The 15,151-nt window shown below is 35.2% G+C and carries 15 protein-coding genes; 1 reads left to right on the top strand and 14 read right to left on the bottom strand.

Annotation, left to right across the window (positions count from 1 at the left end):
- Position 1 precedes the first annotated feature (1 nt).
- From L3049_RS12995 to L3049_RS12985, 3 genes are read right to left on the bottom strand one after another with little or no spacing between them, the layout of a single operon-like run.
- The gene (locus L3049_RS12995; protein ID WP_275110243.1) at positions 2 to 1,369 is read right to left on the bottom strand and encodes a [Fe-Fe] hydrogenase large subunit C-terminal domain-containing protein; all 1,368 of its coding nucleotides are present in this window, start codon (positions 1,367 to 1,369) and stop codon (positions 2 to 4) included.
- A gap of 4 nt (positions 1,370 to 1,373) precedes the next feature.
- Positions 1,374 to 1,787: an ATP-binding protein gene (locus L3049_RS12990; protein WP_275110242.1), complete on the bottom strand. Its 414-nt coding sequence runs from the start codon at positions 1,785 to 1,787 to the stop codon at positions 1,374 to 1,376.
- 9 nt (positions 1,788 to 1,796) lie between these two features.
- On the bottom strand, positions 1,797 to 2,144 hold the full coding sequence (locus L3049_RS12985) for a hypothetical protein (protein ID WP_275110241.1): 348 nt from the start codon (positions 2,142 to 2,144) through the stop codon (positions 1,797 to 1,799).
- A gap of 383 nt (positions 2,145 to 2,527) precedes the next feature.
- Here L3049_RS12985 and L3049_RS12980 point away from each other — a divergent pair, with 383 nt between their 5' ends.
- The gene (locus tag L3049_RS12980; protein WP_275110240.1) at positions 2,528 to 3,289 is read left to right on the top strand and encodes a hypothetical protein; all 762 of its coding nucleotides are present in this window, start codon (positions 2,528 to 2,530) and stop codon (positions 3,287 to 3,289) included.
- A gap of 86 nt (positions 3,290 to 3,375) precedes the next feature.
- On the opposite strand, the gene L3049_RS12975 is transcribed toward L3049_RS12980, so the two are convergent.
- The 11 genes from L3049_RS12975 to glpT form a co-directional block, all read right to left on the bottom strand.
- Entirely contained in the window at positions 3,376 to 5,559 is a 2,184-nt protein-coding gene (locus L3049_RS12975) for a S46 family peptidase (RefSeq protein WP_275110239.1), read from the bottom strand.
- A 31-nt stretch (positions 5,560 to 5,590) separates the two neighbouring features.
- Positions 5,591 to 6,169: a Maf-like protein gene (locus L3049_RS12970; RefSeq protein WP_275110238.1), complete on the bottom strand. Its 579-nt coding sequence runs from the start codon at positions 6,167 to 6,169 to the stop codon at positions 5,591 to 5,593.
- 49 nt (positions 6,170 to 6,218) lie between these two features.
- Positions 6,219 to 6,575: a four helix bundle protein gene (locus L3049_RS12965; RefSeq protein WP_275110508.1), complete on the bottom strand. Its 357-nt coding sequence runs from the start codon at positions 6,573 to 6,575 to the stop codon at positions 6,219 to 6,221.
- Between the two features lie 3 nt (positions 6,576 to 6,578).
- Positions 6,579 to 7,532, bottom strand: coding sequence for a UbiA family prenyltransferase (locus tag L3049_RS12960; RefSeq protein WP_275110237.1), 954 nt, complete (start codon positions 7,530 to 7,532; stop codon positions 6,579 to 6,581).
- A 24-nt stretch (positions 7,533 to 7,556) separates the two neighbouring features.
- On the bottom strand, positions 7,557 to 8,084 hold the full coding sequence (locus L3049_RS12955; protein ID WP_275110236.1) for a KdsC family phosphatase: 528 nt from the start codon (positions 8,082 to 8,084) through the stop codon (positions 7,557 to 7,559).
- Positions 8,085 to 8,110: 26 nt separating this feature from the next.
- A complete protein-coding gene (locus L3049_RS12950) occupies positions 8,111 to 8,890 on the bottom strand; it encodes a Rossmann-like and DUF2520 domain-containing protein (protein ID WP_275110235.1) in 780 nt (259 codons plus the stop codon).
- Between the two features lie 10 nt (positions 8,891 to 8,900).
- The gene (locus tag L3049_RS12945) at positions 8,901 to 9,401 is read right to left on the bottom strand and encodes a hypothetical protein (RefSeq protein ID WP_275110234.1); all 501 of its coding nucleotides are present in this window, start codon (positions 9,399 to 9,401) and stop codon (positions 8,901 to 8,903) included.
- 105 nt (positions 9,402 to 9,506) lie between these two features.
- The gene (locus L3049_RS12940) at positions 9,507 to 10,703 is read right to left on the bottom strand and encodes an OprO/OprP family phosphate-selective porin (protein WP_275110233.1); all 1,197 of its coding nucleotides are present in this window, start codon (positions 10,701 to 10,703) and stop codon (positions 9,507 to 9,509) included.
- A 149-nt stretch (positions 10,704 to 10,852) separates the two neighbouring features.
- Entirely contained in the window at positions 10,853 to 12,205 is a 1,353-nt protein-coding gene (locus L3049_RS12935; RefSeq protein WP_275110232.1) for an OprO/OprP family phosphate-selective porin, read from the bottom strand.
- Positions 12,206 to 12,231: 26 nt separating this feature from the next.
- Positions 12,232 to 13,542: a glycerophosphodiester phosphodiesterase family protein gene (locus tag L3049_RS12930; protein WP_275110231.1), complete on the bottom strand. Its 1,311-nt coding sequence runs from the start codon at positions 13,540 to 13,542 to the stop codon at positions 12,232 to 12,234.
- 93 nt (positions 13,543 to 13,635) lie between these two features.
- A complete protein-coding gene (gene glpT / locus L3049_RS12925; protein WP_275110230.1) occupies positions 13,636 to 14,970 on the bottom strand; it encodes a glycerol-3-phosphate transporter in 1,335 nt (444 codons plus the stop codon).
- Positions 14,971 to 15,151: the final 181 nt, after the last annotated feature.

Genomic DNA, 15,151 nt, shown 5'->3' with positions numbered 1-15,151 from the left:
CTTATCTATTTTTAATCGTCTTTTTCTCAAAACGTTCTTTTCCCCATGTACCTTCTGATATATCAAAAGATTCCTGAGGGGTAATTAACTCTTCTTTTGTGAGCATCTTTTGCAAGAACACACATTGCGTCATTTTGGCTTTTCCCTGAACGATATCTTCAGCCAATACTTTGCATTTAGGCGCACCACAAGCTCCACAGTCTATACCGGGTAAAACTTTCATGATACGCTGAATTTTCTTCATCTTATCCATGGCAATCATCATATCCGAATCCAAACTCAAAATTGATCTTGGCTCAACTTTATTAATCGAAATATGCTCTAATAAATATGGTTTGTATTCTTCTATCTCTTTTTCTTCCATTATCACCGGTTTGTTTCGGTGATACCAAGCTGCTCTTTTTCGCAAGCGCTCAATTGCAATAAATCTATTTTCTGTACTCAAAACGCCGCCAGCGCAAGACCTGTCACAAGCTCTTAGTTCTAAGAAATCAACATCCGTGATCTCTTCATTCTCCAACTTATCTAGAAATGCAATCACATTGTGAATCTCATCTATTGCTAAACATCTACCAGAATATTGAGAAGCCTCGCCATTGGTTAATGACCACTCAATACTCCTTCGGGACATGTGAATATTTTCAGGATATTTTTTTGCTTCTTTGTTATTTTGCTTAATACTTAGAAGAACTTTATTATAAATAAAGTCCATGTTTATGACACCATCAATCAGCAACTCTTCTTCGCCTACTGGTGATTTTACTGATGCAATTTTAGCTGCACATGGCGTTATATAAAAAATACCAATCTCGTCCTGAGTATAACCTTTATCTTCTAATTTCTTACGATAGAATTGCGCCGATATATCAATTACCGGTTTCAACTGAATGATATTATCAACTAATCCAGGAAATCTCACTTGTATCAAACGAACAACTGCAGGACAAAAACTCGAAATAAATGGTCTTTCCTGATTGTGCTTATGCATGTATTTTTTAGTTGCATCGGAAAGTACACCTACAGCTCCGTCCACTTCATAAACATGCGTGAAACCTAGATCTTTTATTTCTTCATAAACTTGCACTTCGGAAACACCATCAGGAAATTGTCCTAACAGCACAGTTGGTAACAAGGCCACTCTTTGTTTAAAGCTAAATATCTGATTAAAGTCATCTTGCTCCACTATTATAGCATTCACAGGACAAGCTTTTAAACACTCTCCGCAATCAACACAAGCATACTTGTCAATATCAGCAATTCCTGATTTCACACGAATTGCCTTTGTGGGGCACACATTCATACAATGTGTACAACCAATACAAACGTTTTCGACAACTTTTAGCGCGTGATAAAAGGGCAGCTTCTCCATCGTTCTAATTTAAATAGTTAATTAGTTCAACTTCGGTTCCAACTCCAACCTCTGACTTAATATTTAGCTCATTCGTATTCTTTTTTATATTTGGCAAGCCCATACCTGCTCCAAACCCCATTTCTCTAACTTCAGGAGAGGCTGTCGAATACCCTTTCTGCATTGCTAATTCTATATCAGGAATACCAGGCCCTTTATCAACAATACGTACTATTATTTTTTCCGGAAATATTGAGACATTCATTTCACCTTCATAGGCATGAGCAACAACATTCACTTCGGCCTCATATATCGAAACAACAATTCGTTTAATTAGCTTTGGGTCAACATTCAACTTCTTCAACACTTTCTTCACGTCGCTTGATGCAGTCCCTGCTTTTGAAAAATTGCCTCCTTCTATATCAAATTTAAAATCCATACATCAGAATTAATAAACGGGCTCCAGACCCATATTACACAAAATAGAACAAGCGCGAAACATTGAATAACGACACTCTAAAATAGTAATCCCACTTTCTTCTGCCAGATTTTTCATTTCTTCAGAAGCTTTTTTGTCGCGAACAAATAATATGTATGGAATATCCGACATTTCAGAGGTTCTTATCGTCTGTAAATTATTTAAACCTGTCACCAACAATAGATTATCAGAATCAATAGTTAAGACATCACTCATGAGATCAGAAGCAAAACCAAAATCTATATCCTGATTTAAATCCCCATTCCCACAAATAACACTTGCATTAAGTTTATCAACTACATCCGCCACTTTCACCATATCGCAGTACCAACTTATGTTTATTATTTACTCTTTATTAATGGGACTAAGATAAGAAATTGAGTAAGATTAATAAATGATATATAACTGAATAGCACTAAAAAGAGAAAATAAATATTTAATCTAAATAACTCAATTTAGAATGAATAATCTTAATCTTTTTTTCAAAAACATTTCGGAATAATAATCTAAAAAACAGTTAGTTTTTATGTGAAGAATTTTTAAGGATATCGCATTTTTTGAATGTCGTGATATGACGAATGTTTTTTTGATTATATTCGCTAGATACAGAGAATAACAATACCTGCATTACTTATTTTTTTCTTTAATCAATGAGCCAAAAAAAACAACACATATTAGTACTCATACAAGATCAAGAGAATATGAATATTGCAATTGAACATTCATTTACTCTTGCAAGGATATTTAGTGCGAAGGTTGCAATAGCATTCTATCCACCTAAAAAAGATCAAAATTTAGTCTCAATTGAAAAGATAATACATGAAAAATCTAAACAATTCAGTATCTCCTATCGCTTTTTTGAATTTGGTAACTTAAAAAAAGAACCAAACAATAGTATTCAACAACTTGATGCAATTTTAATCGTGACTCAATTCTCTCCTAAATCACTAAATAACTTAAAAAGGCATTCAATTTACAATTGGATTTTAAATGCAAAAATTCCAACCATAGCACTTACAGCTCATTCCAATATAAATTGCTCGTACGAGAATATAATCGTGCCGATAGATCATCGGAAAGAAAGTAAAGAAAAAATGATATGGGCAAGCTATTTTGGACGATTCAATAAAGCTATTGTCCATCTTGTAACACCAAAAGAAAAATCAGCAAGCTACATTAGGACGATAAAAGCAACGCTCATTTTCACGAAAAAAATGTTTGAAGCTTTCACGTTTCAATATCAAATAATAAAAACAAATAGTAAGAGTAAGAATATTAATCTAGAAGCTATTGAAATCTCAAAAGATTTAAAATCTGATTTACTTATTTTAATGTCCAATCGCAATCCTGGATGGGTTGCTTCTCATTATGGTCCTGGTCAACTAAAAAAAATACTCAGAGAAGAGAAAAACCCAGTCCTTTTTATCAATCCATTAAAAGACTATTACCTACCTTGTAGTTAATGCAAATTATAATCTAAAGCATAAAAAAGGGAATTACCAATGGCAATTCCCTTTTACTTTAACAGCAATATTAACTGCTTAGAGTTTTATTTAACGATATTCATTTCGTCCAATAAATAACCTGCTCCAGCAAATTTATCTACTATAAAAAGAACATATCGAATATCTAAAGACACATTTCTACAAATTTCAGCATCGTACATCAAATCAGACATAACACCTTCCCAAGCACGATCGAAATTTAAACCAATCAATTCACCATTTGCATTTAATACTGGACTACCAGAATTACCACCTGTGGTATGATTCGTAGCTGCAAAACAAACAGGCATTTCTCCTTTATCATTCGCATATTGTCCAAAATCATTTGCATGATAAAGATCTCTCAATTTTTGTGGAACATCATAATCGAAAATTTCAGGATTATCCTTTTCAATGATTCCCTCCAAAGTGGTGTAATGATCGTAAGTAACCGCATTTCGGGCCTTGTAACCTGCCACCTTACCGTAATGAACTCTAAAAGTAGAATTAGCATCTGGATAGAAAGTTTTATCCTTTTGCATCTCCATTAAACCCGCCATATAGGTACGTTGTAACTTCGTTGTCTTTCTTGAAATCTTTCCATAGCCTGGAGCAATTTCCGACTCGTAATGGAAACTAATACTACTTGCTAAAGCAAAAATTGGATCCTTAGTCAACTTCTTCGCCATTGAAGTTTTATAGCTCGCCAAAAAACTATTCAACTTCGCTTCATCAGCAAAAATTGATTTACTTAAAGCTTTCTCAGCATAAGCATCAAAATTTCCTTTGTACTTCGTTCTTATATTGATAATTTCTTTTGGTAAATACTTATCTTCTAAATTATCGCTATACATTTTTAAGGTAGCTGCCAACAATTTTTTATCGGTTGGCATGTTGTAATTCTTGAAGAATTTATCGCTTTGCTTTTTAAGTGCTTCAACCGCATCTTTAAGCTTATCCGCATCTTTTTTAGTGAGTCGAGAAAGGCCTTTAAACTTCGCCGCAAGCCCAACTGTTTCAGATCCTCTAAAACCTGCCTCTAAAGCGTAATCGCGAGCCAAACTTAAAGGAGCCAATTCTTTGTACAAAGATCCCATTTCATCAACAATACCCGCGTATTTCTTTTTAAGCTCTTCGTTTGTATTTGCCCAAGTAACAAAGTTTTCTTCTAAGTCCTTCTTCTTAGTAATCGCATCTAATCTCTTTAAACCTTTGATCTCACCTTGCCATCTTTTCCATGAGTTTGCAACACCAGCATATTTTGCTGAATACTGAATTCTCACCATTGGTGAAGCATCCATATCAGCACGCATTAAGTCTAGCTTCTTAGTTCTCAACTTAATTTTATGAGGATTGTCAACCTGAGTCATCATCTCTAATGCATACGAAGTTAAATACTCAGTTGTTGTTCCCGGGTAACCAAATACCATTGTGAAATCACCTTCGTTAATACCTTTCAACGAAATTTTGAATGAAGACTTAGCTTGCAATGGTACATTGTCCTTTGAATAAGAAGCAGGCTTATTGTCTTTGTTTGCATAAATTCTGAACATTGAGAAGTCACCTGTATGACGAGGCCACATCCAGTTGTCAGTGTCACCACCAAATTTACCGATAGCTGATGGAGGCGCTCCTACTAAACGAACATCCTTAAAGATTTCGTAAACTGAAAGGAAATATTGGTTACCTGCAAAATAAGCTTTTACACTAGCACGGTATTCTGAGTTTTTCTCAGTTTCAGCTTCAATTTTCTTGATGTTTTCTCCGATAATCTTTGAACGATCTTCTTCTTTGGTATCATCATTAACACCTTTAAGAACTTCAGCAGTTACATCAGCCATGCGAATTAGAAATGAAGCTGTAATACCTTCGTTTACCAATTCCTCACCTTTGTTCATTGCCCAGAAACCATCTTTCAAATAATCGTTCTCAAGTGTTGAGTGATTCTGAATAGCACCGTATCCACAATGGTGGTTGGTAACCATTAATCCTTGATCAGAGATCAATTCTCCTGTACAAAAGTGACGAAACGGTCTTCCTTCGCGTCCTAATCCTACTACAGCATCTTTCAAGCAAGCCTGATTAACATCGTAGATATCCTCAGCAGTCAGCTTAAATCCAGCTTTCTGCATGTCTTCAATATTGTACTTTTTCAACAGCATAGGAATCCACATTCCTTCGTCTGCTTTTACCTGATTACCCAAAATCATTACAGCGGCAAATAATAGTAAACTAATTTTCTTTATCATTTTATTTATGTGTTGTGTAAGTAATTCGTATTTAAAAAGTTGATAATTCTTGATATAGTCGTTGAATTGGCAAGCCAACAACATTAAAGTACGAACCTTCAATTCCGTCTATCCCTACAAAGCCGATCCACTCCTGAATACCATAGGCTCCTGCTTTATCAAATGGTTTATAATTGTCTATATAGTAATCTATTTCTTCCAGATTTAATTCTTTAAAGTGAACATGCGTTGTCGTTGAGAATGTTGCTTCCTTTTCTTTTGATTTCAGACAAACACCTGAAATCACCTGGTGCGAACGGCCAGATAACATTTTCAACATTTTTACGGCATCAGCCCTATCTTTGGGCTTTCCTAATACCATATCGTCAACACAAACAATGGTATCAGCGGTAATCACCAATTCCTTTTCATTCATATCAAGCACAAAAGCCTCTGCTTTTAGCTTAGCTAGATAAACAGGAATTTCTTCGCCTTTTAGATGATCAGGATAAACTTCCTCAACATCTTTAGTTTGAATTTTAAAATCAAGGCCCAACTCTTTCAACATCTGATGACGTCGTGGCGATTGAGATGCCAATATCAATTGATAATCTTTTAGATTATTCAACATGATTTAATAATTATAAATTAAGAGTTATGAATTATAAGTTTATCATACCTCAACAATTTTTCTTCTTACTTGTAATAATGATACTACGAATGATCTTTAACAACTCAACACCATCAGCATGCATCGATTGAAATTCATTCTCTACAATAAAATCAGTTTCTTTCAATAACTCAAGCCAGTATAATGTTTCATCCGTTTCCTTTTGAGCAGTTGCTAATTTATGAATAAAATCAGCACTACTTTCAGCATTCTGACTCTCTCTAACATTAGCCCCAATAGAGGTTCCTGAACGCAACAATTGCTTGCTTAACACAAACTCCCTTTTATTATCACAAAGATGTTTATACAACTTAACAATTCGAGCTGCAAAATGAAAAGATTTAATTTTAACACTATTATCATTAATAACTTATAATTTATTAACTATATAATTGACAACAAAAGCATATGAAATACCAGTTAATATTGCAAAACGCATCAAATACAGTCCCAAGCGTAATTTATCACCTTCTTCAAATTTGTATACCTGATAAGCTAGAAATAGCAGGGGTAAAACAATAAGACCACCAAAATACCATGGTGTAATTTTATCCATTGGTGCATTCAAAAACTGATACCAAACGCCAAATACAGAAACAGACAAAAAGAGAATAAGCAGTATGATTACCACTTTAGACCATTTTAATCCGATAACGATCGGTAAACTTCTGCGATATATTTCTCGATCTCCTTTTATAGAGGTTAGATCGCGAATAAACTGAGCAATCAGGACACTGAAAAAAGAAAAGAATGAAAATGCGCCAACCCAATACAATAAATAGTTAAAGTTGGTTTTCGATTTCATTAATACATCAGCATATACCTTATTAAGTGGTGGAATTTCATATATCACTACAATAAATGGGATAGCCGCAACAACCAATGCAATTAAAAAGCTTCCTAATAAAAAGTAATATTTATAAGATGTAGAGTAGAACCACAACAAACCTCCAGCCATAAAAAAGATCAAGACAAATTGCCAATGACCAACTTTATATGAGACATAACCAGCAAGCAATATCGAAATTGCAGCAATTATTTGTTGCAAAAAAAGTGCAATTCTACGGGTAATTTTTCGGCCTACAATTACCTCTCTCTTGTTTAATCGATCTGCTTTGGTATCGAAATAATCATTTATAATATAACCTGCAGCCGCCATAAAAACAGTAGCAAGAACAAGTAATGCAAAATTCAAATCAGCTAACTGCAGCTTTATGCCGTTTATTCCTAAAAGTGGCTGAATAATAAAATATCGCATTACGTATTGTGTCAGAGCAATAATTATCAGATTGGGTAAGCGAATTAATTTTAGGAAACTATTCATTGGTCGTATCGGTTTAGAATTAGATTATATGCTTTGAATCTTAGTATCTGTTGCAAACCAGTTACCATGAGCACGAAGTACTTGCTCCATTACATCACGAACAGCTGCACAACCACCATCCATATCAGAAATATAAGCTGAAATTTCTTTAATCTGTGTTACAGCATTCTTAGGACAAGTCGGCACACCCACTCTTTTCATCACCTCATAATCAGGTAAATCGTCACCCATATACATGATATTATCTTCCTCAATCTTGTGTTTTGATAGAAAATCTTCAAAATCAGCTATCTTATCTTTCGACGACATATAAATATCTTGAACACCCAAACCACGGTAACGTTTTTCAACCGCACTTGATGTTCCTCCCGTGATAATAGCGACCGGATAACCTTTCTTTACAGCATACTGAATCGCGTAACCATCTTTGGTATTCGCTGTTCTCAACAACTCCCCATCAGAATCGATAGTGATACACTCTGTAGACAATACACCGTCTACATCGAAAATGAAAGCCTTAACTTTCATCAAATCTTCTTTAAAAAAGGCCATAATGTTAATATCTATGTGTTTCTCTATTATTTTATTGAAGAATGCATCTTATAAATACTTTGACTCACAAATCTATACAATTTTTGAAAATCAGGATGCATATTTAAGCTTTCCTCATGTGCTTTTATAACATCTTCGTCGAAACGAACAGCAGGTCCCGTCTGCGCGGCTATTGGATCCAATTCTGTGATTTTTTCTGCTGTCTCTTTAATTAAAGGTTGAAGCAAATTAAAATCTACATTTTTCTCAGCCAATAACTCCTGCCCAATACTATACATGTGGTTTGCAAAATTACAAGTAAAAACTGCAGCCAAATGCAATTGCTTCCTCTGATCGGATGATATCGCATGTAAGTTCGAAGATATTTTCCTTCCCAATTCGAACAATTCAGCTGCAAAGGCTTCTTGATTTGCCTCAATACAGATGGGTATGTTTGAAAAATCTACTTTCCTATTTTTTGAGAAGGTCTGTAAAGGATAGAAGACGCCAAAGGTATCGGTGTAATCTTTAAAAACATCAACAGAGATACTCCCTGCGGTATGGACAAGCTTAGCCTTTGGAATTGAAATTCCATTCAAAACGGATTGCAAAGCCTTATCGCTTACTGCCAAAATATACAAATCGGCATTTGTCTTTATATCCTGTAAGGAATTGCTTGCTTCCGCATTTACTTTGCCAGCAAGTTCACTAGCCGACTCTATGGTTCGACTGTAAACCTGAATAATTCCCAAGCCTTTTTCGTGAAGAGCAAGCGAAAGTTGTGTGGCTAAATTTCCTGCACCAATTATTACAATTTTTTCAATCATATTATGGATATTATACTATTCCCAACTCCTCAGGAGATGCTGCAATATTTTTCAAAGGTACTTTACCTCTATCGATCATTCCAAAGAGTTTTTCACATCCCTTTACCAAATCTTCATACATATCTTCGGCAACCAAAACCAACCTATCATCTAAAAAGTCTAAATGATCTGCATCTTCCGGTTGATTATTTCGAGCGCAAAGCAGAAGAGATTTGCTCGGAACAAATGAATGCGTTAATTGGTTTCTAAGTCTGTCGTAAAGCCAAAAATCCTTATTCACAGCACGATAATCGTTCCCCATTAATATATTTAATGATTTTGAAAATCGTTTTGATGATTGAGCACGAGCTTTTAATGGTTTATTATCTAAAAAACAACCTAATGCCTCAATGGCTTGTCCCATCATTATAAAGGAAAAAAAATAGAAGCCTTCTTTTTGCAAGCGGCCAATTTCATCGATGAAGATTTTGCGTATAAACTGTTTCTCCTGTTCAGCTTTTTCTTTGTCCATAAAGCAAAGATATATAAATACAACAAAGACTTTACTCGATCAAAAACAAAAAAGCCTGATAATAAATCAGGCTTCGTAAAAATATAATAATTTCAATAATTCAATTTAGAATGCTAGTTGAAATCGAGTTTGAATCAGATTAAAATTCTCTTCTCCATTTAACGCATTTTCATCCAAATCAACATTAGCAAAATTAAATTTCATTTGCATATTGTGGTTCATATACCAGGTACAACCAATTGTTATATCTTTTTGTTTCCCTCCAAAAATTAAGGCGTCAGAATCATTCAAATCCGTCTCGTTGTACCGAGCCAATAATTCAATAGATCCGGGCGCAGGCTTAGCCAAACGTGCTGATTTCATCTTGTACTTGTAATTACCACCTTTAAGCAAGTATCCTAATTGAGCATACCATCCTTTTGCGTGATAATCCTCATTTCCTGATTTTCTAGATACACTTGCATCGATGTATTCTCCTTGCAAAAATAAAGGACCTGTGGCAGCTATTATTTCGAAACCTAGCTTTACCTCATTTTCTGCATTACTAACTTTTGCATCAATAAATCTTCTTCTTTCGATATGAGTGGCAGGTCTTGATCTATAACGAATTGATTTTGGATTCTCGATACCACTTTCATCAAAACCAACAGAATTAGCGGTCCGATAAATTCCCGATATTCCTACATGAAACACACCAGCATCTGTTTGAACTGGAGCAAATGCAAATCTTGAGGTTAATCCATATCCTTCGTCACCTTGAGTTTTGTTATTGGTATCACTACCAAATAATCCTGCTTCCCAAAAATGCTTATTTCCCCAAGTAGCATAAGATACGCCAAGATTTCTTCTTGGTCGGAATGCTTCCATAGTACTTGAAGCATACAAGAATTTGATGGAGGTAAAACTTTCTGTTTGCTCTATTCCAAAAGGCTCCAGAAAATGGCCAATTCGAACAAAACTATTCTTGTCGATTTTATATTTTAAGAAAACATCTTTAAGAGATACTGCTCCATCAGCAAATCCAATATTGATTTTCGCATCCCATTTTTTCCAAAGAGTAGCTTTCATTAAAAATCTAACATCTCTAATTTCACTACCACTTCCTAAATCTGTTTCATCATCAAAATAACTTGCGGCATCCATAAATAGTAGTCCTCCAAAACCAAAGTTAAACTGACCATCGTCAGATGCCAATTGCACAGAACCTTTTTTAACACTTAATTTTAGTTTGTTAGAATCTTGGGCGAATAAACTTGCTGCAAAAAAACAAAAGCAGAAAATAAGTAGGTAGAACTTTTTCATGTTAGATTAATTAGTGATTAGCAATCTAAATGTACTAAATAGAGATTTTAGATTAAGAATAAATAATTTCACCAAAACATAATTAACAAAAAAAAGAGGAGCAATAAAATTGCTCCTCTTTCGTATAAATAAATAGTACGTTGTACTTACTAGAAATTAACCTGTACTCTAGCTTTAATCATTCCAACTTTTTCGTCTAATGGATACACTTGATTCTGAACATCCATATAACTATAGTTTAAACGAAACATCACATTATCATTCAAATAGTAGTTAACAGCAGCACTAATTGTTTCTGCTTTTCCACCTTGAATACTCATGTTTCCAGCTCCGCCTAAAGCAGCATCCAGATCTGCTGGTCCGTATGAACCATTGAAATAAGTACCATCAATATCATTCAAATCTGTATTATCGTAACGTAAAAGGAACTCATAAGAACCAGCTTTGGGTCTATTGATATAAGCTGTTGAAGAATTATATGAATAGTTATCACCTAAAAGGAAGCCTGCTGTTACATAGAAAGCTTCTGTTTCAATGTCACGCATTTCACCATACCACCCCGGGTAATCCTCTGGTTTTGTTGGCCAGGCATATCCGCCTGTTGCAGTATGAGTCCAATATGGGTTGTCCTTCATAAGTCTTGAAACGTAATCATCATCACGAGTCACTTTCGTTTTAGTGTACTCTGCTTGCAACATAACAGGGCCACTAAGAACCATCGATTGGAAGTTATAACGCATGTCTGTTCTTGCACCTTTAATATCAGCATTTAAGAATTTATGCTCCGGACCAGCTGCTAGTAAAACTTCACGGTTATAATCATCATCATTTAATGACTCGTTAAATCCATTGGCTTCCGGCATACGATAAGTAAATGAACCTCCTAACTGGAAAAGAACTTTATCGTTTACAATTGGCGTGTAGACCAATTTAGTTGTCGTAGAGAAACCTTGGTCACCTTTATTGTGGTTATCTACCGAACCTGCAAAAAGACCAGTTGAACCGTAGAATTTATCGGTATAATAAGTATATCCTAAACCAATACTACGACCAATACCCATTGCTTGTGTTGTATTAGCTCCTCCGATGAAACGAAGGTTTTTGCTTGAAGCTGATGCTTCAATACCAAATGGCTCAAAAAAGTTACCTACTGTAAAAATACTGTTCTTAGCTTGATTGTATCTTAAAAATGCATCCTTAATCTTAACTTCATTATTACCAAAGCTTACATTTACCTTAGCACTCCATTGTTTCCACTTAATAGTTGTTCCTAAACGGATATCCTCAACAGATGCATCAGAACTTAAATCAGTCTTATCATCAAAATAATGAACACCATCCATATAAATTCTACCATTAAGGCTTACCTGATAATCCTTATCAGCTGAGGTTAACACAATTCCTCCTTTTTTTGATTCAGCAGTCAATTGTTTTTCCTGAGCTACTGCACTTGCCGCTACCATTCCTAAAGCTAGTGTAGCGATATATATCTTTCTTAACATATCTTTATCGTTTATAGATTTAACAATTAGTAACCTAAGCTATTTAACACTTCTTGAGCTGTCCCAACAAGTTCACGACCTTGGTACTTCATTGACAAATCTGTCAAGTTTGTAAAACCACCATCAATAAACATATTAGGGTTTACATCGTACTCAAAATTACCTTGTACAGATCTGTTAGCATCTTCAAAACGAGAAACACCACCATAGAAATAATCACCATTGTATTTTCTCAACTGATCTTCAGTATCGAAAGAGTAAGCATGAACAATCATTCCTGCACGGTGATACATTTCGCACATCCAAGGTTCAGTTAAATCAGGATATTTATTAGGTTTTCCCTCAATAGACGGACCTGCAATATGACAGTTGTATTCTACTGAAAAATTAATGAATTCAGCCAATGATTCAATTGAATTAGAAGGACGAACATAACTCGCACTTTCGTCTTCCCAAAGCAACATACATTTAGGTACACCAGGAAGCTCTTTCTCTAGTGATACAATTGATTGACGGGAAAATGATTGTAAGATAAAACGTCCCATGGTATTTGCAACATCTACTTTACCGGCAGTTGTAGGAATTGTTTTTGGAGAATCAGTAACATTCCATCCCTCTTCTGATAAGAAAGTAGCTAAATCAGCTTCCATTTTAGGAAATAAATATGGCTCTTTAGTTTCAGCATATACACCTGGACGGTTACCATTATCCTGAGGATCAATCTCAAATTCATAAAATCCGGCCCATTCTCCTCCGTCAGTCAAACGAGTCATATCTTTTACCGGCTCACCACTAACATCACGTTTAATTCTATAACCTTCAGAAATTTTTAAAACCTCTTCCAGTGTACAAATCTTTTGACCTATGAATGAGTTACGAGCATTTTCAGGTACGGCAACATTGAACCATGCTCCTGCGTCAAGCTTGCGCAATTGAGTTAATGTAAATACACTTACCGGATAATCTTCCTTCCCTGGAAAAATACTTTCAATATTAGAAGTACGACGAAGGTTGCCATCATGCAATGCTAATAACACACCATCACTTGTTCTCTGAAGGTCTATTTCTAAATAGTCAGCACCCATATTACGTGCCCAACGGAATGCTGCCTCAGTCTCTTCCGGTGCCCAAAAAGTAGATCCACGGTGAGCAATCACAGCATCTGGCTTCACATAGTCGCGAACAATCTTAGCTTCAGCACTAAGCTCGTTTAACGGATAGGTTTTGTAAAGGTTCAACGGATTGTAATCAGGTGTGTCATCTTCACATCCTGCAAATCCGATGCTAGACAGGATAAGAGCACCTGCCAACAAATTTCTCACATTAATTTTTTTCATTAGTTTTAAATTATAGTTGATAAATAGTAAACTCATATTTTGATACAAGTATCAATTTTACACTCATAAAATTTGATCGGATTTTATAAGGTCTTAATGCAAGCCATTATGGCCTTTATTCTCCAAAACCCAAGACATTGCTATTAAAATTATAGCTGCAACACAGGCTCCAAGAAGAACAATGAAACCTCCGTTCCATCCCCAGGTGTCTACAACTGCACCCATAGCAATATTTGCAAATAATGCACCTCCCACGTATCCAAACAAACCGGTTAGGCCAGCAGCTGTTCCAGCAGCCTTTTTAGGTACTAAATCCAATGCATGAACGCCGATTAGCATAACGGGACCGTAGATTAGGAAGCCAATAAAAATAAGAGCTATAGAATTCATCAAAATCGATTGGCTAAACCAATACATTAGTACAGAAACAAATACCAATACCATATAAATGATACTTACAGGAGCTCGTTTACCTTTAAAAACTTTATCACTCAAGTATCCACAAAGAAGAGTCCCTGGTATTCCTGCCCATTCGTAAGCAAAGTAAGCCCACCCCGACTCTTGAATAGAAAACCCCTTTGCTTCCTTAAGATATAATGGAGCCCAATCGAGCACGCCATAGCGCACCAAATAAACAAAGGCATTTGCGAAAGCTATAGACCATAACAATCTATTTTTAAAGACGTATTTCATGAAGATTTCCTTTGCTGTCATCTCCACTTCATATTTTTCAGAATAGTTATCTGGATAAATATTTGTATACTTCTCGATATTAGGCAACCCGCATGATTGAGGTGTATCACGGATTAGTAACCAAGCAATAAAGGCAACACCTAATGCCACGAAACCTGGAAAGTATAATATAGAGTGCCAATCAACAAAGATGGCAACACCTAAAATTGCAAGAGGTCCAATAATTCCACCACCTACATTGTGTGCTACATTCCATATAGACATCTTTGTTCCACGTTCACGTATCGAAAACCAGTGCACCATTACACGACCACAAGGAGGCCAGCCCATTCCTTGAAACCACCCATTCAGTAATAATAGAACAAACATGATTCCAATTGATGAAGTCGCAACAGGTAGTAAACCCATTGCAATCATCGTAATGGCTGATAATACAAGGCCTAAGGTTAAAAATCGACGCGCATTACTTCGGTCAGAAACATTACCCATAATAAACTTACTTAAACCGTAAGCTATAGAAACACCTGATAAGGCAAAACCTAGTTCTGTTCTTGAATACCCTAATTCTATTAAATCAGGTATAGCTAAAGAAAACACCTTTCTTACAAGGTAATAGCCTGCATATCCAAAAAATATACCCAGAAATACTTGTAAACGCAATCGTTTGTAGGTAGGGTCAATCTTATCCTCAGGCAGCATCTCTTTGTGAGATGCTGGTTTTAAAAAGCCAATCATATTAATCTATTTTGGGTAAGTATATTTGAGTTCAATCAAAAATTATCAGGGAACTAAATCTTCTCTTTAAAGCTTTCCTATAACTCTTATTATAACAGAATAATCATTTGTAAAATATATTCCAATGTTATATACTTTACATAGTAAAATACATCCATTCGTATAATATGTAGTATTACTA

The organism is Labilibaculum sp. DW002 (genome assembly GCF_029029525.1).
Taxonomy (GTDB): domain Bacteria; phylum Bacteroidota; class Bacteroidia; order Bacteroidales; family Marinifilaceae; genus Paralabilibaculum; species Paralabilibaculum antarcticum.
The sequence above is the reverse complement of the archived record's forward strand: the minus strand, read 5'-3'. Positions and strand labels throughout refer to the sequence as shown.